Origin of the sequence: Providencia rustigianii (assembly GCF_900637755.1) — a bacterium.
Taxonomy (GTDB): domain Bacteria; phylum Pseudomonadota; class Gammaproteobacteria; order Enterobacterales; family Enterobacteriaceae; genus Providencia; species Providencia rustigianii.
Window position 1 is genome coordinate 3,493,761 of record NZ_LR134396.1, and the last position, 23,918, is coordinate 3,517,678.

Here is a 23,918-nt window from a genome sequence, read left to right on the forward strand (position 1 = left end):
TCATGGCGCTGGTCGGTATTAATAACGAAAACGAGTTTTACTCTAACCACTATCTGGGCGAAGTCTTTACCAGCGATATTCGCGATGTACTGGAACCCTGGATTGAGCAGGAAAATACCGCTCGCGAAGCTGAACGCGCAGCCCGTGAACAGGGCAAAGAGGTTGAGGCGGGCTACCGTGCGCCATGGAACCAGCTTAACAGCCTGGCGACAGAGTTTTTCCGTAAACTCACTGAACATGAAAAACAGCGCCAGATCCCACAGCGTCTAGCTGATCAGCGCAGTCGCTGGCAACCGCTGTTAAAGGCATTGGGTTATGAACTCAATCCGCACATTCAGATGCTGGATGACGATACGCCTTTGCCGGTACTGGCTCGTTACAACAGTACCGACGGCAGCCCATGGCTGTGGATTGTTGAAGCACATGATCAGGATGAAGGAACGCTGGATCCGCTGGCGCTGTCGCTGCTGACCGCGCAGTTCCCGGCAGATACCGATAAACATAAGCGCGACAGTCTGCGTAAAAAAGCGAACGGCGAATACCGTAGCTGGCAGGATCTGCTCTCCACGGTGGTCTTCACGCAAAATGAACCGCCGCGTTTTGTACTGCTGCTTGGCAATCGCCAGCTGTTATTGCTGGATCGTACTAAGTGGGCGCAAAACCGTCTGCTGCGTTTTGATTTTGAAGAAATTTTAAGCCGTCGTGAAACGGATACGTTGAAAGCGACGTCGGTGTTGTTACACAAAGACTCGCTGTTACCCGGCAGCGGTGCGCCATATCTCGATTCGCTGGATGACAATTCGCACAAACATGCGTTTGGCGTGTCGGAAGATCTGAAATATGCCCTGCGTGAGAGCATTGAGCTGTTGGGTAATGAAGCGATGCGTTATCTCATCGACAACGAGCTGGCTTATTATACCGGGAAACGTGCTATTAACCCGGATGAGTTGAGCCGTGAATGCCTGCGGTATATGTATCGTCTGTTGTTCCTTTTCTACATAGAAGCGCGCCCGGAACTGGGCTATGCGCCGATGACCGCCAAAACTTATCTGCAGGGCTACAGCCTGGAAACGCTGCGCGATCTGGAGATGATCCCGTTGACCAGTGAAGAAGATCGCAACGGGCGCTACTTCCACGATAGCCTGAATATGCTGTTCAAACTGGTGCGTGACGGCTACAGCGGCGGCGTGAAGATGCAGAGCGATCTGGAAAGCGGCGACAGGATCACTATTCACAGCCATCAATTCAGCGTACCACGTCTGGAAAGCCATCTGTTTGAAGCGAATAACACCCGCATTCTTAACCGTGTGGTGTTTCGCAACGAAACCCTGCAACAAATTATTCAGGCGATGTCGTTAAGCCGCCCGGGTAAAGGACGTTTTAATCGCCGGGGGCGTATCTCCTATCGCCAATTGGGTATCAACCAGTTAGGTGCAGTGTATGAAGCGCTGCTCTCTTACCGAGGGTTCTTTGCCAGTGATGACCTCTACGAGGTCAAAAAAGCCGGAGAAGAGTTTAACGAGCTGGAGACAGGCTACTTCGTCAGCAAAGACGAGATCGGTAAATACCACGACGACGAGAAGGTTTACGAAAAAGACGGCAGCCTGCGTATTCACCGTAAAGGCAGCTTTATCTATCGGATGGCCGGGCGTGACCGCGAAAAATCCGCCTCTTACTACACCCCGGAAGTGCTGACCCGCTCGTTAGTCAAATATGCCCTGAAAGAGCTGTTTAAAGAGCAAATTGATCCGATTACCGATCCGCACGCCAAAGCCGACGCCATATTAAACCTCACCGTGTGCGAACCGGCGATGGGCAGCGCAGCATTCCTTAACGAAGCCATCAACCAGCTGGCGGAAGCTTACCTGTTCCACAAACAGCAGGCGGAAGGTCGCCGTATTCCTCAGGATCGCTACACCCAGGAGCTGCAAAGGGTGAAGATGTACATTGCCGACAACAACGTATTCGGCGTGGACTTGAACCCGGTGGCGGTGGAACTGGCGGAAGTGTCGCTGTGGCTGAATGCCATCAGCGGCGATGCATTTGTACCGTGGTTTGGCTACCAGCTGCACTGCGGCAACTCGCTGGTTGGCGCACGCCGTCAGGTGTTCAACAAGAGCGAGCTGACTTACAAAAAAGCGAAAGAGCCGAGCTGGCTTAACAGCGAACCGGCCGTGCTGGCGATGAATATTCCACGCGAAGATAAGCAGATTTTCCACTTCCTGCTGCCAGATAGCGGTATGGCCAACTACAGCGACAAAACCGTTAAGCAGCGCTATCCGGATGATTTCAAAGCGCTGGACAGCTGGCGCAAAGAGTTTACCAAAAGCTTTGAAGCGCATGAGGTTGCTGATGTGCAGCGCATTAGTGGCAAAGTGGAAGCGCTCTGGAACACATTCCGACAGCAGTTGAAAGCCGAGCGCCAGAAAACCGCCGACAATTACCCAGTATGGCCTGCGGATAATACGGCTCAAGTCCGCTCTTCTATACGCAGTAAAGATGAAACCTTCAGCGGTCGCCTCGAAGATAACAGTACCTATCAGAAACTGCGCTGGGTGATGGACTACTGGTGTGCGCTATGGTTCTGGCCAATCGACAAAGCGAATGAACTGCCAGATCGCGGCATGTGGCTAATGGAGATGGAGACACTGATCGACGGTATTGTCGTCACGAAAAGAGTCACTGAAGTTGCAGAGCAGGCCACCGGCAATCTGTTTGCCGACGAGGATATTGTGCGTGAAGAATCTTCGCTGTTTTCTGGTGCAGGCCGCCTAAAAACTGAAGTACTGTTCCGTCATTTGCCGCGTCTGGCGATTGTTGATGCGCTGAAGAAGCAGCACCGATTCTTCCATTGGGATCTGGAATTCTGCGATCTGTTTGCCGAACGCGGCGGCTTTGACCTGATGCTCGGAAACCCGCCGTGGTTGAAAGTAGAATGGCAGGAGGCTGGCGTGCTGGGCGATTACGAGCCGGAGTTTGTGCTGCGTAAGCTGAGCGCCTCGAAGCTGGCGATGTTGCGTGTTGATACCTTTAATCAGATTCCGGCGCTGGAAGCGGCCTGGCGCAGCGAGTATGAAGGTTGTGAAGGGATGCAAAACTTCCTGAATGCGCAGCAGAACTACCCGGTACTGCGTGGTGTGCAGACTAACCTGTATAAATGCTTCCTGCCGCAGGCATGGCGTTTAGGATCGCAGAATGGCGTGGCAGGTTTCCTGCACCCGGAAGGGATTTATGACGACCCGAAAGGCGGGCAATTACGTGCGGCGGTGTATCCGAGGTTGAGGACACATTTTCAATTTCATAACGAATTGAGTCTTTTTGCTGAAGTGCATCATGCAACGATGTTCAGCATTAACGTATATGGACCGCAGAATACAACGCCGTCCTTTATTAATATGTCAAATGTTTACGCAGTAAGCGCTATTGATGCCTCTTTTGAACACAACAATGTAGGCCCTGTTCCTGGTATCAAAGATGAGCAGGAAATTGAAGGCAAAATCAAAGTTTCCTGGAATACATCGGGCCACCGTTCAAGACTAATTCATATTGGTCTAAAGGAGCTCTCATTATTTGCTCGTCTGTATGACAGTGAAGGAACTCCTGCATGGCAAGCGCGTTTGCCAGCCTTGCATGCTAGACAACTTGTTGCAGTACTGGAGAAGTTTGCTAATCAGCCGAAGAGATTGGGTGATTTACAGGGGCAATATTTATCCCTGGAAATGTGGCATGAAACAAACCAGCAGAAAGACGGCACTATTGAACGTAAGACGCAGTTCCCTGAGGATGCATCACAATGGGTATTGTCTGGCCCGCACTTCTTTGTTGGGACGCCGTTCTACAAAACTCCACGCCAAAACTGTACGTTAAACAGCGATTATGACTGCCTGGACCTGCTAACTTTGCCCGACGATTACCTGCCGCGCACTAACTATATTCCGGCATGTGATGCGCAGGAGTATGCCAAACGTACTCCACGCGTTACATGGACTGAACTTGGTGAAGATGAACCGAGAAAGGTGACGGATTATTATCGTTTTGTGAATCGTGAAATGATAGGGCCATCTTCGGAGAGAACGTTGATTTCAACAATTGTTCCACCGGGTGTAAGTCACATTAATACTTGCCTGGGCTCAGCATTTAACAATACTCAAACATTGCTCGATTATTTTTCAATGACGCTTTCTGTACCGTTGGATTATCGGGTTAAAAGTACTGGTATGGGGCATGCCAATACCTCTCTTATTAACCAACTGCCAGTACTTACAAATGATGCTTATCGTACGGCACTGCATAGTCGAGCACTGTGTCTCGTATCGCTTGTGAGCAGTTATACCGATCTCTGGCAATCCTGCTACAACCCGAACTTCAACACCCTGCGCTGGAGCCGCAATCTCCCGCAACTTCCACAAGATTTCTTCGCCAATCTGACCCCTGAGTGGCAGCGCAATTGTGCATTACGCTCTGACTACAGTCGCCGTCAGGCGCTGGTGGAAATCGACGTACTGGTGGCGCAGGCGCTGGGGTTAACCCTTGAAGAACTGCTTACCATCTATCGCGTTCAGTTCCCGGTCATGCGCCAGTACGAAGCCGACACCTGGTACGATCAAAACGGCCGCATTATCTTTACCCCAAGTAAAGGCCTGGTGGGCGTTGGCCTCCCGCGCACCGCGCGTAAAGTCGACCTAAAAAACGGTTTTGTCTTTAACGTCGACAGCCCGGACTGGTCCGGTGGCGACTGTACTGATCAAGCTATTGGCTGGGATGATGTCAAGCATCTGCAAACTGGTACCGTCAGCGTCACTTTTGATGACTATACTCGCAGCGACGAAGGTGAGCGCCGAACCGTCACCTGGCAGGCTCCGTTTATCAAGCCGGATCGCGAAGACGACTACAAAGTGGCCTGGGCATTCTTTGCACAAGATAAGGAGAGCGCCTGATGCTGCCTTCTGTTGTCAGTCGGCAGGTTGCCGACAGCGTTGCCTCCTTTTTACGGGCAGCCTTCCCGCTTAACAGCCCGCTGTTTAATGGTGAAGAAAATAATAACGTCTCGATGCTGGAGCAATTTCTAGCCCAGCCGGAAACGCTGCTGAAAGGGCCGTATCTTTCTGCTCAGCTTCCGTTTCGTAAAAGTGACTTACCGCTGAATTTCTTCCCCAACCTGACGCTGCCGTTCCCACCGCACGCGCATCAGGCGCAGGCGTTTCAACGCCTGGGTATCGAGACGCCTCAGCCGACGCTGGTGGCGACCGGGACAGGTTCTGGTAAAACGGAATGTTTTATGTTCCCGCTGCTTAACCATTGTGCTGGGGCATCAGAGGCCGGTGTGAAAGCGATCATCATTTACCCGATGAACGCCCTGGCAACCGATCAGGCCAGCCGTTTCGCTAAAACCATCGCCAGCGATCCGCAGCTGCATGGCAAAGTGACCGTCGGCCTGTTTGTCGGCGACAGTGAAATCGAACCCAGCAAAAAGATGTCTGCGGATAAAGTCATCACCTGCAAACATACCCTGCGTGAGAATCCGCCGGATATCCTGCTAACCAACTATAAGATGCTGGATTACCTGCTGATGCGCCCCGGCGATCAGAAACTCTGGCGCTATAACCAGCCAGGGTCACTGCGTTATCTGGTGGTGGATGAACTGCATACGTTTGATGGTGCGCAGGGATCGGATTTGGCTTGTCTGGTGCGCCGCTTAAAGCATCATATTGGTGTCGATGACAAGCGTTTTACCTGCGTGGGGACGTCGGCTACCGTAGGTGACGAACTGGGGCAACTACTCGATTACGCGAAAACGATCTTTGATCAGCCGTTTAGCGATGACGCGGTTATTCGCGAAGATCGCTACACGGCGGCAGAGTATCTGCAAGGTTATACCATCGAGTACAGTCAGTATCCGGGACAGGATGTCAGCGCAGCGCTGGATCCGCAAACGTACGCCAGCCCGGTAGATTATCTGAACGGACAAATTCCGCTGTGGTTCCCGGATAGTTCACTGCAATTACCTGCCGATCTGGACAGCGAGCTCGGACGTGAAAAGCGTATTGAGTTGGGCTCATTGTTACGCCGCCACAGCATCCTGCACGTACTGCTTGAGGATTTGCAGGGGGGTATTTTGTCGGAACAGCAGTGCCTGGAAAATCTCCAGGTGATGCTGGCGGAAAGCGCCGGGCATGCGACCCGCGTGCTGCAAAGCATTCTGGCACTGATTGCCCAGGCACGCCTAGAGGTTCCAGAAAAACAGGAAGATCGGGAAAAGCGCCTACAGGCGAATAAAGCACGTCCCGTTCTGCCTTTTGTGCAACTACGTTCTCAGCTGTGGTTGCGCGAGATGCGCCGCCTGGTTGCCAGCGTGTCAAAAACACCTGAGCTTGTTTTTGCTGATGATGTCGCGGTGGAAAATCGCGAACATTACCTTCCCGTTATTCACTGTCGTGACTGCCATGCTACCGGTTGGGCGAGCCTGCGCCATGGTCAGAGTGTTCAACTCGAAACCGACCTGGACGGTATTTATCGTCAGTTCTTCGAAAAAGGCCGTTCGATTGTATTAGCCTTCCCGGACAACAACGATAAACCGGTCAGCGGTGTTCACCAGAAACTGTGCCCTTCCTGTTTAAAACTCAATAAGCAAACTAACGTGCAGTGTGGGCATTGTGGCCATACTGATCTGCTACAAGTACTCATCCCGGATATGCTCAAAGAGCGTAAGGATGAGCTGGAATTTGCTAACGAATGTCCGTACTGCAACAGCAAACAGGGTATTTCGATTCTTGGGTCACAGGCAGCCAGCCTGTCAGCGGTGATGATCCACCAGCTTTATGGCAGCCAGTTCAACGAACATAAAAAGCTGATTACGTTTTCTGACTCGGTACAGGATGCCGCACACCGCGCCAGTTTCTTTACCGCCCGAACTTGGCCGTTGATGGTACGCGGACAAATCGCCAGCGTGTTGGGTGAAAAAGAAACGTTACCGTTGGATGCCTTTGCGGCACGCGTCTGCCAGCAAGCGCGTGAACGTTCACCGGATGATGCTCATTTTGCCGCGAGCTTCATCGCGCCTAACATGCAGTGGATGAACGATTACCAGACGCTGAAGAACGAAGGCCAGCTGGCAGAGAGTTCCAATTTACCGGAGCTGGTTTCTCTTCGTCTCGACTGGGAGGTATACAGCGAATTTACCCTACGCGCACGAATTGGACGTACGCTGGAGGCCACTGGTTACGCAGCCGCAGGAATTGATATTGCACGTTTCAATTCAGCGATAACGGCGCTTCACCAACAGCTTGTCGAGGAGCTGGGTGATGAAATGGTTGGGGTCAGCGTTGAGCAGGTGGCACACCTGGTGATTGGCGTTCTTTGGCATCAGCGGCAGGCGGGAGCTGTTCTGCATCCGGCGTTCGAAAGTTATCGGCGCGAGGGTAAGACCTTTATGATGACGCAGAAGGAGCGAACTTCGCGCTATATGCCGTCTATTGGTCCGAAAACGCGTAAACCGGCCTATGCCTCGTTTGAAAAAATAAATGGCTTCCATCGACTGATTGGTGCGAAATCCAACCCCAGCTGGTATCAGCATTGGATCAACCGCACGCTCAGCAACGGCAATAATCTGTTTATCAGCAGCCTGGCCGAGACGGTTTTACGACGTCTGTTTGCGACACTGAAAATGACCGGGTTGGTAAAAGACTTTGACACAAAAGGCAAAGAAGCTTGGGGGCTAGTACCTTCGGCGCTGGTGGTGAGTCGTGATGTTGTTCAGCTAAACTGCACTTGCTGTCGTGAGGTTGTTCGGGCTCCGGCCGATCAGGGCTGGCACTGGCGAAACGCGCCATGCCTTTCTCTGCGCTGTGAGGGGCACTATCAGGAAGCTGAAAATACAGTGACCTGGCACTGGGATAATATGGACATCGCGCGTGTTCAGGGGGCAGAGCATACCGGATTACTAAGCCGTGAAGATCGTGAGGCTACGGAAAAATCGTTCTACCGCGGTAATCAGCCATGGAATATCAACCTGCTCTCGGCAACACCGACGCTGGAGATGGGTATCGATGTGGGTGACCTTTCTACGGTATTACTCTGTTCTGTTCCACCCGCGCAGGCTAATTACTTACAGCGTATTGGTCGTGCCGGGCGTAAAGACGGCAATGCGCTTAACATTACGGTGGCTGAGGGGAACCCGCACGATCAGTTCTTCTTTGAAGAACCTCTGGAAATGATGCAAGGGCAGGTACAGGCTCCAGGTGTGTTCCTGAACGCAACGGCTATTTTGGAGCGTCAGCTGGCTGCATTCTGCATGGACAACTGGGTGAAAACCGGCGTCCCGGCATCTGCTATCAGCAAAAACGTGAAACAGATGCTGGACGGGCTGGAGTTTGGACACAAATCTGGGTTCCCTTATAACTTCCTGCGTTACGTCGAACAGAATCATGTGGATATTGCTGCGCAGTTCTCGTCCATCTTCCCTGACCTTACGGAAGACACACGTCTACAGCTCCTGTCATATTTGCAAGGGGCACCAGGACAACGTTCCCTGGTGCAACGTATTGAAGAGGCATTAAAACTGCTGGTGGAAGATCGCAAATCGTTGCGTTCCCGGATTGATAAGCTCAAGCGTAGTATCGACAAGCTGGATAGCGACCCGCACGATCAAAACTTTGACAGCGATATGCGCGAGTTGACTTCGGAACGTCAGGCGCTGATGACGCTGGTGAACCAGATCAATAACAAGCAGACGCTTAATTTCCTCACCGATGAAGGATTACTTCCCAACTATGCCTTCCCGGAGGCCGGTATTACGCTGCGTTCTGTGCTGTGGCGGCGCAAGGACGGTGGGGAAACGCGTGAGTATCAGAACACGACCTACGAATACGAACGTCCGGCTTCAACGGCCCTGGCTGAGCTTGCCCCGTTGAATAACTTCTATGCGGGCGGGCATAAAGTTGAAATCGAACAGATTGACCTTAAAGTGTCTGAGCCTGAAAACTGGCGTATTTGTAGCCACTGTAATTACAGCGAGAATATCGATCAGACCGGCGATCAGCATAAATACTGCCCAAAATGCGGCACACCGGGTTGGGCTGATGCCGGGCAAAAAACGACGTTACTGAAGCTTCGCCAGGTTTATGCCCGCTCAAGCGCCCGTGACAGCCAGATCAGTGATGAGAGCGATAGTCGCGAACCGGCATTCTTCCAGCGACAGCTACTGGTCAGCTTCGAAAAAGAGGATGTATCGGCCGCTTATGCTATTGATGAAGGAGATATCCCGTTTGGCTTTGAGTTTTTGAGCAAAGTGACTCTGCGAGATATCAACTTTGGCAAAATGGCGGATGATGCCAATGAGCTGATGATCGCAGGAGAGGCAAAGAAACGCACCGGGTTTAAAGTTTGCCTCGGCTGCGGCATGGTGCAGCGCCCTCGAGATCATGAACCACGTCATGACCTGAGCTGTAAATATCGCGCTGAACCCGAAAAAGCGAAGTTTGAAGATTATCTCTACCTTTATCGCCAACTGGAATCTGAGGCGTTGCGTATCCTGCTGCCGGTAACCAGCTACAGTAACGATCGCGTGGTAGAAGCCTCCCTGGGGGCAGCCATTCAGCTTGGGCTCAAACATTACTTCAAAGGTAACGTGGATCACCTGAAAGGCGTGGTATATCGCGAGCCGGAAAATGAGGGCGAATCCTGGCGTCAGTATCTGGTGATTTACGACACCGTACCAGGGGGGACCGGCTCACTCAAAGAATTGATGCGTACACCTGACAACCTGCTGAAATTACTTGAGCTAGCCTACAAGGCGCTAGTGGAATGCAGCTGCAACCATGATACGCATAAAGACGGCTGCTATCGCTGTGTTTACGCATACCGTGACCGCGGGCGTATGAAGTATGTATCAAGAGATCAGGCGCGTCTCTTACTGGCAAAAATCCTGAAGGCCAGTGCTTCTATACGCGTTATTGATTCCATCAAAAACATTTCGCTTGATGCCATGATGGGGAGTGAACTGGAAAAAAGGTTCATTCACTGCCTGCAGGATAACAAAAATCTTCTCGTGAGCCGGAGTTATGCCCATCAGAACGCAGGCTGGATTATTAATACCCGTACAGAACCGGCGATGAGCTGGCATCTCAAAGCACAGGTTGATTTAGGGGTTAAAGAAGGGGTTGGCATCCTTAGCCGACCAGATTATGTGCTCTATCCTCTGATGCAGTCAGAAAAGATAAAACCGGTAGCAATTTTCCTGGATGGTTTTGCTTTTCATAAAGATAGCGTATCGGATGATGTCCAAAAACGGCAGGCGATTAAAGACAGCGGGAAATTTTGGGTATGGACAGTGACCTGGGCAGACCTTCAAGAACAAGGACTGAAACATGTTCAGGATGTCATGGGGCTTGGGCATAACCCGGATATGAAACAGCCTAAGTTTTATAACCCGTTCCATGATACAAACTTTGCGAGGCTTGAAGGTTCATTCAGGGAGAGAAACAGTTTCGCACTGTTACTCGATTATCTCACTGATCCCGTTAATAAAACTCTGCTATGGCAGAAAATGGCTGCAGCTTATGCCTGGGTGTGGCTGGATCCTAAAAAGTCGCAGGATACCGGAGTCAAACAAAAGTACGCCTATGAAATGCAGGAGAACGCTCCCGCTTATCGGTTGAATGCACTTTTGCCTGATGAACCATTTGTATTTGGCGGTTTACTGGATAGCTGTAGCTCATCACAACTGTTCATTGAGCTGGCAGCTGTTGTACCGCAACAAGCCATTAAATCAACGACAAGCATTGAACAAATGCGAAATTGGTTGAGGCTGCATATTTGCTTTGACGATCGTTATTCTCAGGATGATGGCTATGAAGCCGGATTTAACGGTTTCTGGCGGATGGTGAATTTACTGCAGTTCTTGCCAGATATGACGTTTACCAGTCGTAAAGCGGTTAACTCACCGCAAGAGTCTGGAGCAGCCAAAATTGAGACGTCGGTGGTAGCAGAGATTCAATCTGATGAGAGCTGGGCGGAGATAATTGAGTTCGGTTTGTTGAGTACAGAAGAAATCGCTTTGCTTCAGTCATTATCGCTACCTGCACCGACAGTAGGATATGAATTGCAGGATGACGATGGCGAAATTATTGCAGAAGCCGATCTCGCCTGGCCGTTACAAAAGCAAGCCTTGATTATAGATAATCAGGACTTTACTGCTTTATTCGAAAGTAAGGGTTGGCACGTTGCATTCGGGCCAATTGACGAAAATACATTGCAGCATCTGTCCGGAGGTAACAAATGACGATTCCAACGCCAAAGGTGGCACTTTCTGATGGTTTTCTGGGGGCTTTTGCGCGGATTCCTAAAGCGCAGCAAAAAAAGGTCCAGGAATTCATCTCCAAGTTCCGCCAGGATCCGACGAGTAATGGGCTGAACTACGAAAAGATCCACGATGCACGCAGCAATAATGTGCATTCCGTGCGTATTGACCAAACCTACCGGGGGATCGTCCTGAAACCTGAGCAGGGTACTCTGTATATGCTGATGTGGGTGGATAAGCACGACGAAGCCTACGACTGGGCGCGGCGACACGAATGTGCGATTCACCCGGTAACCGGTGCGATTCAGGTGATTGACACCAGCTATATCAAACCTACACCCGAGCCGACTGTTGTTGATAAACCTAAACTCTTTGCTGCTTATACGGCAGAGCAGATCCTCGCGCTGGGTGTTCCTCCTGTGTTTATTGAGCAGGTGATGGCACTTGTAGATGCCGCAGGGCTGAATCAGCTGGAAAGTGTGATGCCTGCGGAAGCCTGGGAACCCCTACACTGGCTGGCAGAAGGTCTGGATTACCGGGAAGTGCTGGAGGAGTTTAACGAGCACCGTGATGAGCCTGTTGATACCAACGACTTTATTGAGGCGATGGAACGAAGTAAACGTCGCTTCCATGTCGTTGAGAATGAACAAGAGCTACTGCAAATGCTCAACGCGCCACTGGAAAAATGGAGAGTCTTCCTCCATCCGAGCCAGCGAAAACTGGTAGAGTCTCCGGCAAATGGTCCGGTACGTGTATTAGGTGGTGCAGGCACGGGCAAAACAGTTGTTGCGATGCATCGTGCACGTTGGTTGTCCCAACGCCTGGTCGATAAACCCGGAAAAAAAGTTCTGTTCACGACCTTCACCCGTAACCTGGCGGCGGATATTCGCGCCAACCTCCAGCGTTTGTGTAGCCGTGAAGAGATGGCACGTATTGAAGTTGTTAACATTGATGCCTGGATGAGCGAGCAGCTTAAACGCCATGGATATGATTTCCGTGTGGTGTATGACAGCGATGAAGGGCGACGTAAATGCTGGAACTATGCCTTGCAGCAAGTCCCTGCTGAATTGGGATTACCTGATAACTTTTATTCTGAAGAGTGGCAACGTGTTGTTCAGCCGAATGCGGTTTACAGCCGTGAAGAATATCTGAAGGTGAGTCGTATTGGTCGTGGCACGGCGTTATCCCGTATTCAGCGTGCGAAAATCTGGCCTGTGTTCGAAGAGTTCCGGGCACAAATGGCGCGAGCCAAACTGCGAGAGATGGGTGATGCCATGCATGAGGCTATCATTCTGTTTAAAGAAAAGCAGGTGCAATTGCCTTATAGCAGTATCGTAGTCGATGAAGCTCAGGATATAGGCGCACCGGCCTTTACCCTTATTCGTAGCCTAGTTCCAGAGTCTCCTAACGATCTCTTTATCGTGGGTGATGGCCATCAGCGTATTTACCGCAATAAAGTCGTTCTAGGTCAGTGTGGGATTAACGTTCGTGGGCGCCGTAGTAAAAAACTGAAAATTAACTACCGGACTACAGAAGAGACGCGACAGTTTGCTGTCGGGTTGTTAACCGGCGTTAAGGTTGACAACCTGGATGGTGAAACTGATTCCTGCAACGATTATTTATCATTGCTTCATGGTGAAAAACCCATGATTACTCATGCTTCAGATTTTAAGGAAGAGGCTGAGACGATTATCAAGCAAATTCAGGTGTTGTTAGCCAATGATGTCCGTTCCCAGGATATCTGCATTACTTCCCGCACGCGGCATACGAATGAGCGCTATGTGTCAGCTCTGAATGAAGCGGGAATTGAAACTTTTAATTTAGGGAACGATAGTGGCGACAGTGATCAACGGGCCGGTGTTCGCATTGCAACAATGCACCGCATTAAAGGGCTAGAGTTCCAGTATGTGTTCCTTGCCGGTATCAACGATGGCGTTGTACCGGAAGTAAAAGCCATAGCATCTGACGATCCTGTTGAACAACGTGATGCACTATTTAATGAACGTGCGCTGCTCCATGTTGCAGCAACTCGTGCGGTAAAAGGATTGTTTGTTTCTTCATTCGGTGTACCAAGTACATTATTAACCGTTAAGTAATATTTTTCTGTATGGGCCTGGAGGGCGAATTTTTCTGGCTCTTAGTACGATATTGAAGCTAGAAATATGGATCTTAGGGTTTATGTATTTTCTGTCCGTTCAGTGGGCGAATCACATCGCTGGCGCCAACTCTGACCCAGCGTTGCGGTCATCGCCCACATACGTTCATATCGCGGTCTTAAAACTTCTGAGATTCATACGGCGCTCAGGCAAGAATCATCCCTGTGTGGGTAGGCTGTCGATGCGCAGAAGCTGTCATATGCTTCAATAGTAAGCTTACTGTGCCTGACAGGTTAACTTCCATGGTATAAGCAATTCGAATAAGGTAAGGGATAACTTCTCACACTAAGGTGCATCACACTTTGGTGGCTCAAGAGAGATAAGGCACTGTGCCATATCCGTTAAAGACTCATCGCCACTGTGTTTCAGGCCGAACAGCAAATCTTCCTGGCGCGGCTGACCGAAGACTATACGGTAGAGTGCAAGTTCTCGTTTGAGCCACTTAAACTTAATGCTCTCTTTGCTGTATGGCAGTATGGGAACCCGGCGCTCGACGCGAGAGGTTCCTTCCTCAAAAATCCAGTAGGGAATCAGATCTGACTGTCCAGCTTTGCGTTGACTTGCTGCAAGTGCGAAGAGCTGTGCCCAGGGATCTGCACTTTCTGCCAGTGAATGAAGTGCACTCAAACCATAATACTCGGCAATATTCTTCCTTACCGCATGGCCCTTATAACGGTGTACTCGTCCTTCACGCTGTTCTAGATCGACCGGGTTTGACGGTAGATTCCAGTGCATCACCGCATGACACCAGGTGTGAAAATCGAGCCCCTCTTGCCCGATTGAGGTGGAAGCCAATACAAAGGGGTGGAAGGGAGAGTTAAACGCATCTTTTACCGATTCAGCATGTGCGACTGCTTGATCCGTGTCGTCTCTCAACTGACCGTAGCGTAAAGCAAAGCGACAACGTGTATATATACTGAATCAACTTGAAGATGCAGGTTTGAGTACCTGAAAATTATCATTAATTCGAGACGCCAAACTACCTGCGATCTCTGGAAGCGTCACAGTAAAAAATCGGTCGATCGCAGCCTTAAAGTCTCGTTTATTGTTGAAATAAACGTTGTTTCTCGACTGCTCATTCATTACCTTCCATAGCCTCTCTATTGGATTGAGATTTGGACTATAAGGTGGGAGATAATGAAGCTTTATATTAAGGGTCAGCGCTGCATTTTTGACGAGATCACTTCGGTGATATCCCGCGCCATCTAAAATAAGATGAAGCTTATGGGATAATGGATAACTCTCTCTTAATTTGCTGAAAAAACGAACAATACTTTCACTATTAATATATTCATCATCACTCACGATGGTCGCGCCGGTCATGTATCCAATCCGGTGAGTAACCTATAATATAGGGTAATTTACCGGAGAATACTCATGGCTAAAGTCGATGTAAGGTGCCCATTTTGTCAACAAACTCCCTCAGTAAAAAAACATGGATTAGGAAGCACTGGCCATCAACGCTATCGTTGCCAAGATTGCTGTCGAAGCTTTCAACTCGATTATGAATATCGCGCCTGCCTACCTGGGACTAAAGATAAAATTATCGATCTCACGATGAATAATGCCGGTATTCGTGATACCGCTAGAGCCCTTCATATCAGCATTAATGCTGTTGTTCGTACTTTAAAAAACTCTCGCCGAGGCAGGTAACCTCTTTACCTCTTGATAATCTGCACATTGAACTGCTTTGTGAAGTGGATGAACAGTGGTCTTTTGTTGCTAGCAAGAAGCAACAACGCTGGCTCTGGTATGCTTGGGAGCCTCGCCTAAAACGAATTATTGCCATACATTTGGTCGTCGAAATAAGAAAACGCTTCACAAGTTACTAGCATTACTCTCTAGATTTAATGTGGCCTTTTGGTGCACCGATAAGTTTAACGCTTATGAGATATTGCCGAAGGAAAAACACGTAGCCAATAAGTTTTATACACAACGAATTGAACGAGAGAACTTAAACTTAAGAAACCGTTTAAAGCGACTTAATCGTAAAACATTAGGCTACTCAAAGTCAGCAGAAATGCACGACAAGATCATCGGCACATTTATTGAACGCGAACACTACCTATTATGATGATCTACATATTGAATACATGACCCAAAAATGTATGTCGTACGGCCGCAGTTTTTCATCCCTATAATTACTCTGTTGCGTAACGCATCGATGAGTTCCCTTCAGTACAAATCAGAGTTAGCGCTGGTAAGAGCACAAAATATCGATATCACTAATTTTGAAACTCAACTTGATGATTTTAAAAGTGCTTTTGGTCGTAATTGGCGCTTGGCTTCGGATGGATTTGAAGAAGCAGTAAAACGTATTGATGAAGCCATCAAAGATCTAGAAAAAACAAAAGATGCACTACATAAATCAGCTAATAATTTACGACTGGCTAACGATAAAGCAGAAGATCTCACAGTGAAAAAATTAACTCGAGGCAATCCAACAATGGCAACAAAATTTGCTGAACTCAAACATCAGTCGCCATCAGAATAACTGCCATTCATTCTGCTCTGGTAATGATAATGTCTCATGTAAAATCTAATAAAAAATAAAAGACTCATCAATCGGGTACCCAAAGGTACCCGTTTTAATCCATTAATCAAATGTATATTCACACTCGATACATTCATAACGGTCAAATACGACGCCATCTAAGGTTGCACCTGTTACAGCTCCTGCAGCAGCACCAGCAACTAAACGTCCAAACAGCGCACCAATCGTCGCACCAGCAATAGTTCCTACAATAGGAACAGCAGAGCCGATAGATGCTCCAGCTAATGCGCCTGACATGCCACCAGCAACAGCTCCTGTCTTTTTCCCTATATGACGTTCACGAATACGAGTTGAGTCGCATACAGGGCAATACCGTTGATTTTCCATCATGATTTCCTTTTAGGTTGATTAAAACGAAAAAAAGCCTCTGTCCGTAAGGACAGAGGCTTATGAGATAATGTTTAATTATTGAATGAGACGTATTACGATTGGATAAATTATATCTTAAATGGGTTATTCACTTTGGCATAGTCAAATGGTGAGATAGCTTGTTCTCTATTGGCATCAAGAAAATCAGCCCACCATTGCAGCATAAGTCTACGCTCATCAAGGTGTTCAGCTTTATGGATATAAGCAGCTCTTACTGAGTTACGCTCCTGATGGCTCATTTGGCGTTCTACTGCATCCCTAGACCATAGACCTGATTCAATCAGCGAACTACAGGCCATGGTACGAAAACCATGCCCACAGATATCCACTTGAGTATCGTATCCCATCACTCGTAAGGATTTATTCACCGTATTTTCACTCATCGGTTTGCGAGGATTATGATCACCAATAAAAATAAGATCATGATCACCACTAATCAGTTTGACTTGCTTTAAGATCTTTATCGCTTGTCGCGATAGTGGAACTAAATGAGGTGTTTTCATTTTAGAACCACGATGAGAGTGCTTTACACCTTCAATTGATTCACGCTCTGCTGGTATGGTCCACATTGCTGTTTTAAAATTAACTTCTGACCAACGAGCAAAACGCAGTTCACTAGAACGAATAAAGACTAATAAGGTGAGTTGTACTGCTAGTCTTGTTAACGGTCTACCAGAGTATTGATCGATACGATGAAGGAGTTCCGGTGTGCGACTCAGCTCTAATGCTGGTCGATGTTGTCTATTGCTGGTCGCAACAGCACCAGCCATTTCCTGTGCAGGATTGTAGTCAATTAAGCCACTCTGTACAGCAAAGCGCATAATCGCTGTGGTTCTCTGTTGTAAACGAGAGGCCACCTCAAGACGTCCAGACATCTCTACGGCTTTAATAGGAACAAGAAGATCTCGCGTTTTTAACTCAGCGATATTGTAATGCCCGATTGCAGCAAAGAGATTATCCTCTAAACTTTTGAGTACACGAGCACTGTGAGATTCAGACCATTTTTTATTACTCGCATGCCAATCTCTTGCCACTGACTCAAATGTAATACTTTCTTTTAGCTGCTCTTCCTTTATTGCTCGTTTATTTTCACGAGGATCAATCCCAGCAGCAATAAGTTTCCTTGCGCCCTCTCTCTTCTGTCTCGCATCAGCTAACGATATTTCAGGATAGATTCCAAATGCCATTAGATGTTGTTTACCAGCAAATCGAAAACGAAAGCGCCAATATTTAGAGCCATTAGGATGAATAAGCAAAAACATGCCATCACCATCCACCAGCGTGTACTCTTTTTCTTGTGGTTTAGCAGAACGTACTTTGATATCAGTCAGAGCCATAAAAGTTCTCCTTCTATGTATCTTTTGAGTATATAACGATTATCGAACCGAGATATATACTCATTTATATACTCACATGTTACTTGATGTGGGTTGAGCTCAATTGACCCATATTGACTGAAAAGCCGTGTAAAACCTTGTATTACGTGGATTTTAGGCATAAAAAAAGACCTCAGTTGAGGTCTATTTACATACTGTTGGTGCCGAAGGCCGGACTCGAACCGGCACACCCGAAGGCGGTTGATTTTGAATCAACTGCGTCTACCAATTCCGCCACTCCGGCACGAAGTGATGTGTTTTTTGGAAAACGCTGTCATTATACTTGCCTGATGACGACTAGCAACAGTTATCTTGAAGAATCAGAGCGTTCGATTAAAAAAAAAGCATATCCACAATCATCGCTGCCACTATTTTCTCAATAAAATACAAAATCCCCTGTTATGTTCAGCAGCCTTTGCATATCTATGCTAATTTTCCTATAACTATTTTAATCGCCTTCCCCCTTGGGTGACTGGCGGCTCGCGGTTATTTTTGTTAGTTTATCCGCTTTCTTATCTGAAATTAAAAAGGCACTAAATATGGGTTTTGTCGGATGGATCGCCACAGGTGTGGTTATTGGCATCTTAATTGGTGTCATTATGAAAATATTCTCAAAGAAAAAATAATTTTTGGCTGAAAAGCCCTTTATAAACAACCATATCGGCTGGCTTCTAATATGAAGAAATCGTTTTTAAAAATTTTGTCGGTAACCGCACTTTCCGCGGCTTTAATGGCATGTTCGTCAACGACAGATAGACAACCTCAAAACTCACAAAGTGGAATGCTAGCTGGCAACTCCGAGTGGCAAATATTTGAAGGTGATAAAAGGACTTACGAACGCGTCGCAAAAATTGTCGATATGTATGCCAATCGAATTTATAAAGAAAGTGATGCACGGGGAATGGCCATTATTGTTATCGATAATAACCAAACCTTATCCCGTTATTATGGGGAAACCGCGCCGGGTAATGGCCAAAAACCGGGGCCGAACTCGTTAATTCGTATCGCATCGGTGAGCAAATTAATGACGAGCGAAATCTTGATTAAGTTGGAACAAGATAAGAAATTAGCCATCACCGATACACTTCAGCAATATAGCTATAATGGCGTTAAAGTCCCCGATAATAATAGTGGTCAAGCTATCCGCCTATATCATTTAGCGAGTCATACCAGTGGGTTACCTCGCGAACAACCGGGAGGAAAATGGGGGCGCCCCGTCTTTATTTGGCCAACCCAAGACAACCGCTGGACATGGCTGAAAACTGGCAAGCTGGATGCGACTCCAGGTACTGAAGCCGCTTACTCTAACTTAGCTTACGACCTACTGGCTGATGCGATGGTGAAAGCCACGGGGCAGTCATATCCCCAGTTGTTCAGCAAGTATGTCACGTCTCCGGCTAAAATGACCGAGACCACCTACACGCCGAGTAAAGCCCAATGTGCTCGCTTGATGGAAGGCACTAAACCAAGCCCATGCCATAATACTCTTGCAGCAGCAGGAAGTGGCGGCGTCTATTCCACACCAGCGGATATGCAAAAATGGATGCAACAATTTTTATCTACGGATAACAATCTGCGCAAAGCTACCGCTGCCCGTGAGCAAGGGATCTTTTTCCCACGTGAAAAATTGTTAGACGTCAAAGGGATGGATGTGGCTGGCTATGCCGATGGAATCGGACTTGGCTGGGTGTATATGAAACCGAAAAATGGCATTCCGGGGATCTACCAAAAAACCGGTGGCGGCGGCGGATTTAATACCTATATGGCGATGATCCCACAACAAAATATCGCGGTATTTGTGGTGATGACTCGTAAAGAAAGCAGTAAATTTAGTAAGTTAACAGCCGGTGTTAACGATATGGTCGCTTCGTTATCCTCTAATCATGCGTATGGAAAAAATTGAAAGGGTACCGCCGACGCGATTAACGCACTGGCGAGCTATACTCCAACAATAAAAACAGGATTCATACACTTAGTAACGCTGTTTGTGACCGTTTCAGCTTAAGCTGAAACGGTCACAAACAAAAAAGCCATTGTGCTTTCACACAATGGCTTTTTTTATTCCTAAGATTAAAGCGTTATTTGCGCTTAACCAGCAAGAAGATACTCACACCGAGGAATAATACGCTCGGCAATACGGCTGCAATGACTGGCGGGATGGAATACACTAAACTCCAATTACCGAACCCTTGGTTTAGGATATAGAACAGGAATCCGCCTACAATCCCTGAAACCACACGAACCCCCATAGGTACTGTGCGCAATGGGCCAAAGATAAAGGAAACCGCCATCAGCATCATGACTGCCGCAGACAGTGGTGCCAAGATTTTTTGCCACATACTCAGTTGGTATACGGAGGCCAGCTGTCCGCTCTCTTTCAAATACGTAATGTATTGATAAAGCCCACGAATAGACAGTGAATCTGCATGCAATGAAACAATGCCGAGTTTCTCAGGTGTCAGATTAGTTTGCCACTCATAAGTTAAACGCTGAGAACCGGTAATTTTTTGCTGACTGCTTAAAATCGATTCGTCAACTTGGGATAACACCCACAGCTTTTTGTTCGCATCATAGGTACCCCGAGCAGCAAACATAACTGATTTTAATTTACGTTGATCATCAAAGCGGTAGATTGAAACATCTTGAATATTGTTCGCGTCCTTAATGCTCTGAATGTAGATAAAATCATGTGCATCTTTCGCCCACATACCGGAATCAGTCGCAACTAACGAGTTACCCACAATTTTTTCAGCGCGGTAATTTCGCGCCCATTGGTCGCCGGCTGGTGCAACCCATTCACCGATAAGCATCGCAACAATCACTAACGGAATTGCCGTTTTCATCACAGACATGGCAATTTGCAAACGGGTAAATCCTGAAGCTTGCATTACCACCAGTTCACTACGGGATGCTAGCGCTCCTAGCCCCAACAAAGAGCCAAGTAATGCCGCCATTGGGAAAAAGATATCAATATCCTTTGGCACTGTTAGTAAGGTGAAAACTCCCGCACTCATTGCGGTGTAGTCACCATCCCCGACCTTGCGAAGCTGCTCAACAAACTTGATGATCCCTGACAAAGAAACCAGCAAAAATAGCGCCATTAAAATCGAATTGAGGATAGTTCGACCAATATACCTATCTAAAACACCAAACATTAGGCAATCCCTCTCGTCAATTTAGCTCGCACTCGACGCATGGGTACTGTGTCCCAGATATTCAGCACAATGGCTAGCACCAAATAACTAAGGTTGACCGCCCACATAGCATATTTAGGGTCGATATCGCCCTTCTCGGCACTATTTCGTAACGTACTTTGTAATAAGAAGAAAATGAGATATAGCAACATGGCTGGGATCATGCTCAATACACGACCTTGACGCGGGTTCACTTCACTAAGAGGAACCACCATCAACGCCATCACCACAACTGAGAACACAATCGTTAAACGCCAATGGAATTCCGCGTTTATCTCTGGGTCATTACCATTCCAGAGCTGCATCATGGTTTTTTGTTCCACTTTATCTGTACGTACTTCCGTGGTTCGATGATCGACGACGGCTTGGTAATTCCTGAAATCAGTAATACGGAAATCCCGCAGCAGCGCTGTGCCTTCATAACGTGTTCCCTGATCTAGAACGACAACTTGGCGACCATTGGCATCTTCTTTCATGTAGCCACTATCGGCGACCACTACCGATGGACGCTGCTCATTCGCTGTGCGTAACTGAGCCAAAAATATATTTTTAAAATCGTTGCCTTTCACTTCGCCGATATACAACACAAAGTTATTATCTTTGGTGGTTTTAAATTGCCCTTCCACCATCGCAGCCAATCCTGGGTTGGCTTTCGCATCACCTAATACTTGCTCTTTATATTGAGACGACCACGGTAAGATCCACGTAATGTTGGCGATAGCAACCAATGCGGTTAATACAGCAAGTACCAATGCCGCTTTGACGAGGACATTTTTGCCGAGACCACAAGCATGCATCACGGTAATTTCACTTTCAGTGTACAGCTTACTGTAAGTCATCAGTAGCCCAAGAAATAGGCTCAACGGCAGGATGAGCTGCGACATTTCTGGCAGACCCAATCCCAACAAAGGGAGGACTAAATTTGAAGGAATATTTCCCTGAACAGCAGCACCTAAAATGTCGATGGACATCTGACTAAAAAAGATCAGCAATAGGACAAAAAGTATCGCTAACTGACTTTTCAGGGTTTCCCGTACCAAATATCGAATAATGATCACGCTTATTACGCCTGTGAAAACTTGTCTTTTGGGAAGAAAATGGCTAAGTTCGTTCTATGACAGCCATTTACTAACATATACTCTGGTTTATTGTTTGGCTAGAATGATATAAAAGCATTATCTATACTGATTACAATATCAGAACATGCTTAATATAAGCGAACTAGATATTCGCTCAGTTTAACACAAAGAGTTCATTCTCTATGAGCCAGATCATGCGAAAAGCTAATTTTAGCCGGAGCATCGACCTTTGTCTTTAAGATTCAGGAGAACGCATGGAGTTTAGTGTAAAAAGTGGTAGCCCGGAAAAACAACGCAGTGCATGCATTGTTGTCGGAGTCTTTGAACCACGCCGTCTGTCCCCAATTGCTGAACAGTTGGACAAAATCAGTGACGGATATATCAGCGCCCTGCTGCGCCGCGGAGAACTTGAAGGTAAAGTAGGACAGTCCCTGCTACTCCATCATGTACCGAATGTTCTTTCTGAACGCATCTTACTCATCGGCTGCGGTAAAGAACGTGAGCTGGATGAGCGTCAATTTAAACAAATCATTCAGAAAACCATCAGTACTCTGAATGAAACTGGCTCAATGGAAGCCGTTTGTTTCTTGACTGAGCTGCATGTAAAAGGTCGCAATAACTACTGGAAAGTTCGTCAAGCTGTTGAGACAGCAAAAGAATCTTTATATGTCTTTGACCAACTGAAAAGTAACAAAACCGAACACCGTCGCCCACTGCGTAAATTGGTCTTTAATGTACCAACACGCCGTGAACTGACCAGCGGTGAGCGGGCGATTGCCCACGGTCTCGCTATTGCTTCTGGCGTAAAAGCGGCTAAAGATTTGGGTAACATGCCACCTAATATCTGTAATGCAGGCTATTTAGCGTCCCAAGCTCGCCAATTAGCAGATTTCCCAGATAGCCGACTCACCACCCGCGTCATTGGTGAAGAGCAAATGAAAGAGCTGGGAATGAACGCTTACTTAGCGGTCGGTCAAGGCTCTCAAAACGAATCTCTGATGTCTATCATGGAATACAAAGGCAACCCAGATCCAGAATCCAAGCCAATTGTGCTGGTCGGGAAAGGGTTAACTTTTGATTCCGGTGGTATTTCAATCAAACCTGCTGATGGCATGGATGAGATGAAATATGACATGTGTGGCGCGGCAACCGTGTATGGTGTGATGCGTTTTATCACTGAATTACAGCTGCCAATTAATGTGGTGGGTGTATTAGCTGGCTGTGAAAACATGCCGGGTGGGCACGCTTATCGCCCTGGTGATATCCTCACTACCATGTCAGGACAAACCGTTGAAGTACTTAATACTGATGCGGAAGGTCGTTTAGTTCTGTGTGATGCGCTAACTTATGTGGAGCGTTTTGAACCAGAGCTGGTCATTGACATTGCCACCTTAACAGGCGCATGTGTGATTGCATTAGGTAGTCATTACACTGGGTTGATGTCAAACCATAACCCATTGGCCCATGAGTTATTAAATGCTTCTGAGCAAGCGGGTGACCGCGCATGGCGTTTACCACTGGCTGATGAGTATTTTGACCAAATCACGCCTAATTTTGCTGATTTAGCCAATACAGGTGGCCGCCCAGCGGGTGCAATTACCGCAGGCTGCTTCCTTTCTCGCTTTGCGACGAAATATAACTGGGCACACCTTGATATCGCAGGAACAGCTTGGCGTTCTGGCGCAGCAAAAGGTGCAACAGGCCGTCCAGTTTCTATGCTAGCGCAGTTCTTATTGAACCGTGCTGGTTTAAATGGCGACGAGTAATTTCGATTACGATTGAATAATCGCTATTGCGTAAGTTGTTATTATAATATCCCGATGAGCACACTCTGCGATTCGGGATATTGTTTTTAAGCAACAAGCAGTTAGGTATCACTCACCACTCTATTTTG

The 23,918-nt window shown here is 47.7% G+C and carries 12 protein-coding genes, 1 tRNA gene and 2 pseudogenes; 7 read left to right on the forward strand and 8 right to left on the reverse strand.

Translation table 11 applies throughout. The features are described from left to right. Window positions 1–2: 2 nt before the first annotated feature. The 3 genes from EL244_RS16045 to EL244_RS16055 are packed head-to-tail and all read left to right on the forward strand — an operon-like array spanning window position 3 to window position 13,392. Window positions 3–4,937 (forward strand): DNA methyltransferase family protein, encoded by a 4,935-nt coding sequence (locus EL244_RS16045; protein WP_115164747.1) that lies wholly within the window; start codon window positions 3–5, stop codon window positions 4,935–4,937. Further along, complete coding sequence (locus tag EL244_RS16050) at window positions 4,937–11,278, forward strand: DEAD/DEAH box helicase (RefSeq protein WP_108478852.1); 6,342 nt, start codon at window positions 4,937–4,939, stop codon at window positions 11,276–11,278. The genes EL244_RS16045 and EL244_RS16050 overlap by 1 nt, the downstream gene beginning before the upstream one ends. Then, on the forward strand, window positions 11,275–13,392 hold the full coding sequence (locus tag EL244_RS16055) for an ATP-dependent helicase (RefSeq protein WP_108478851.1): 2,118 nt from the start codon (window positions 11,275–11,277) through the stop codon (window positions 13,390–13,392). The genes EL244_RS16050 and EL244_RS16055 overlap by 4 nt, the downstream gene beginning before the upstream one ends. A gap of 345 nt (window positions 13,393–13,737) precedes the next feature. On the opposite strand, the gene EL244_RS16060 is transcribed toward EL244_RS16055, so the two are convergent. Together EL244_RS16060 and EL244_RS16065 are read right to left on the reverse strand one after the other, a co-directional pair. Beyond that, window positions 13,738–14,328, reverse strand: a complete 591-nt coding sequence (locus tag EL244_RS16060) for a helicase-related protein (RefSeq protein ID WP_230084879.1) — start codon at window positions 14,326–14,328, stop codon at window positions 13,738–13,740. 45 nt (window positions 14,329–14,373) lie between these two features. Then, window positions 14,374–14,769 (reverse strand): annotated as a pseudogene (locus EL244_RS16065) (IS630 family transposase); the annotation flags it as partial. A gap of 60 nt (window positions 14,770–14,829) precedes the next feature. Between EL244_RS16065 and EL244_RS16070 the strand changes: the two are divergent. Next, window positions 14,830–15,526: pseudogene (locus tag EL244_RS16070) on the forward strand (IS1 family transposase). 30 nt (window positions 15,527–15,556) lie between these two features. Beyond that, window positions 15,557–15,946 carry a DUF2130 domain-containing protein gene (locus tag EL244_RS16075; protein WP_230084878.1) on the forward strand — a complete coding sequence of 130 codons (390 nt, stop codon included), beginning with the start codon at window positions 15,557–15,559 and terminating at the stop codon, window positions 15,944–15,946. 102 nt (window positions 15,947–16,048) lie between these two features. On the opposite strand, the gene EL244_RS16080 is transcribed toward EL244_RS16075, so the two are convergent. The 4 genes from EL244_RS16080 to EL244_RS17925 all read right to left on the reverse strand — a co-directional run bounded on the left by EL244_RS16080 (window position 16,049) and on the right by EL244_RS17925 (window position 18,349). Further along, a complete protein-coding gene (locus tag EL244_RS16080) occupies window positions 16,049–16,333 on the reverse strand; it encodes a hypothetical protein (protein WP_108478850.1) in 285 nt (94 codons plus the stop codon). Between the two features lie 110 nt (window positions 16,334–16,443). After that, the gene (locus EL244_RS16085; RefSeq protein WP_108478849.1) at window positions 16,444–17,712 is read right to left on the reverse strand and encodes a tyrosine-type recombinase/integrase; all 1,269 of its coding nucleotides are present in this window, start codon (window positions 17,710–17,712) and stop codon (window positions 16,444–16,446) included. 198 nt (window positions 17,713–17,910) lie between these two features. Next, window positions 17,911–17,995: transfer RNA gene (locus tag EL244_RS16090), tRNA-Leu, on the reverse strand. A 204-nt stretch (window positions 17,996–18,199) separates the two neighbouring features. Continuing rightward, entirely contained in the window at window positions 18,200–18,349 is a 150-nt protein-coding gene (locus EL244_RS17925; protein WP_154600595.1) for a hypothetical protein, read from the reverse strand. A gap of 78 nt (window positions 18,350–18,427) precedes the next feature. On the opposite strand from EL244_RS17925, the gene ampH reads away from it, so the two are divergent. Beyond that, window positions 18,428–19,654 (forward strand): D-alanyl-D-alanine-carboxypeptidase/endopeptidase AmpH, encoded by a 1,227-nt coding sequence (gene ampH, locus EL244_RS16095; protein WP_126462267.1) that lies wholly within the window; start codon window positions 18,428–18,430, stop codon window positions 19,652–19,654. Window positions 19,655–19,829: 175 nt separating this feature from the next. Here the strand turns inward: ampH and lptG are convergent, their stop codons facing one another. Further along, complete coding sequence (gene lptG, locus EL244_RS16100; protein ID WP_126462270.1) at window positions 19,830–20,906, reverse strand: LPS export ABC transporter permease LptG; 1,077 nt, start codon at window positions 20,904–20,906, stop codon at window positions 19,830–19,832. Next, window positions 20,906–22,003, reverse strand: a complete 1,098-nt coding sequence (gene lptF, locus EL244_RS16105) for an LPS export ABC transporter permease LptF (RefSeq protein ID WP_126462273.1) — start codon at window positions 22,001–22,003, stop codon at window positions 20,906–20,908. The genes lptG and lptF overlap by 1 nt, the downstream gene beginning before the upstream one ends. Window positions 22,004–22,278: 275 nt before the next feature. Between lptF and pepA the strand changes: the two genes are divergently transcribed. Continuing rightward, window positions 22,279–23,790 (forward strand): leucyl aminopeptidase, encoded by a 1,512-nt coding sequence (gene pepA / locus EL244_RS16110; RefSeq protein WP_006814462.1) that lies wholly within the window; start codon window positions 22,279–22,281, stop codon window positions 23,788–23,790. Window positions 23,791–23,918: the final 128 nt, after the last annotated feature.

Bases quoted from the DNA above. Each gene is read 5' to 3' on its own strand.
- EL244_RS16045 (WP_115164747.1), top strand. From the start codon at position 3: ATGGCGCTGGTCGGTATTAATAACGAAAACGAGTTTTACTCTAACCAC.
- EL244_RS16075 (WP_230084878.1), top strand. From the start codon at position 15,557: ATGTATGTCGTACGGCCGCAGTTTTTCATCCCTATAATTACTCTGTTG.
- pepA (WP_006814462.1), top strand. From the start codon at position 22,279: ATGGAGTTTAGTGTAAAAAGTGGTAGCCCGGAAAAACAACGCAGTGCA.
- lptG (WP_126462270.1), bottom strand. From the start codon at position 20,906: ATGTTTGGTGTTTTAGATAGGTATATTGGTCGAACTATCCTCAATTCG.
- EL244_RS16085 (WP_108478849.1), bottom strand. From the start codon at position 17,712: ATGGCTCTGACTGATATCAAAGTACGTTCTGCTAAACCACAAGAAAAA.
- EL244_RS16050 (WP_108478852.1), top strand. From the start codon at position 4,937: ATGCTGCCTTCTGTTGTCAGTCGGCAGGTTGCCGACAGCGTTGCCTCC.
- EL244_RS17925 (WP_154600595.1), bottom strand. From the start codon at position 18,349: ATGACACCAATTAAGATGCCAATAACCACACCTGTGGCGATCCATCCG.
- ampH (WP_126462267.1), top strand. From the start codon at position 18,428: ATGAAGAAATCGTTTTTAAAAATTTTGTCGGTAACCGCACTTTCCGCG.
- EL244_RS16080 (WP_108478850.1), bottom strand. From the start codon at position 16,333: ATGGAAAATCAACGGTATTGCCCTGTATGCGACTCAACTCGTATTCGT.
- EL244_RS16055 (WP_108478851.1), top strand. From the start codon at position 11,275: ATGACGATTCCAACGCCAAAGGTGGCACTTTCTGATGGTTTTCTGGGG.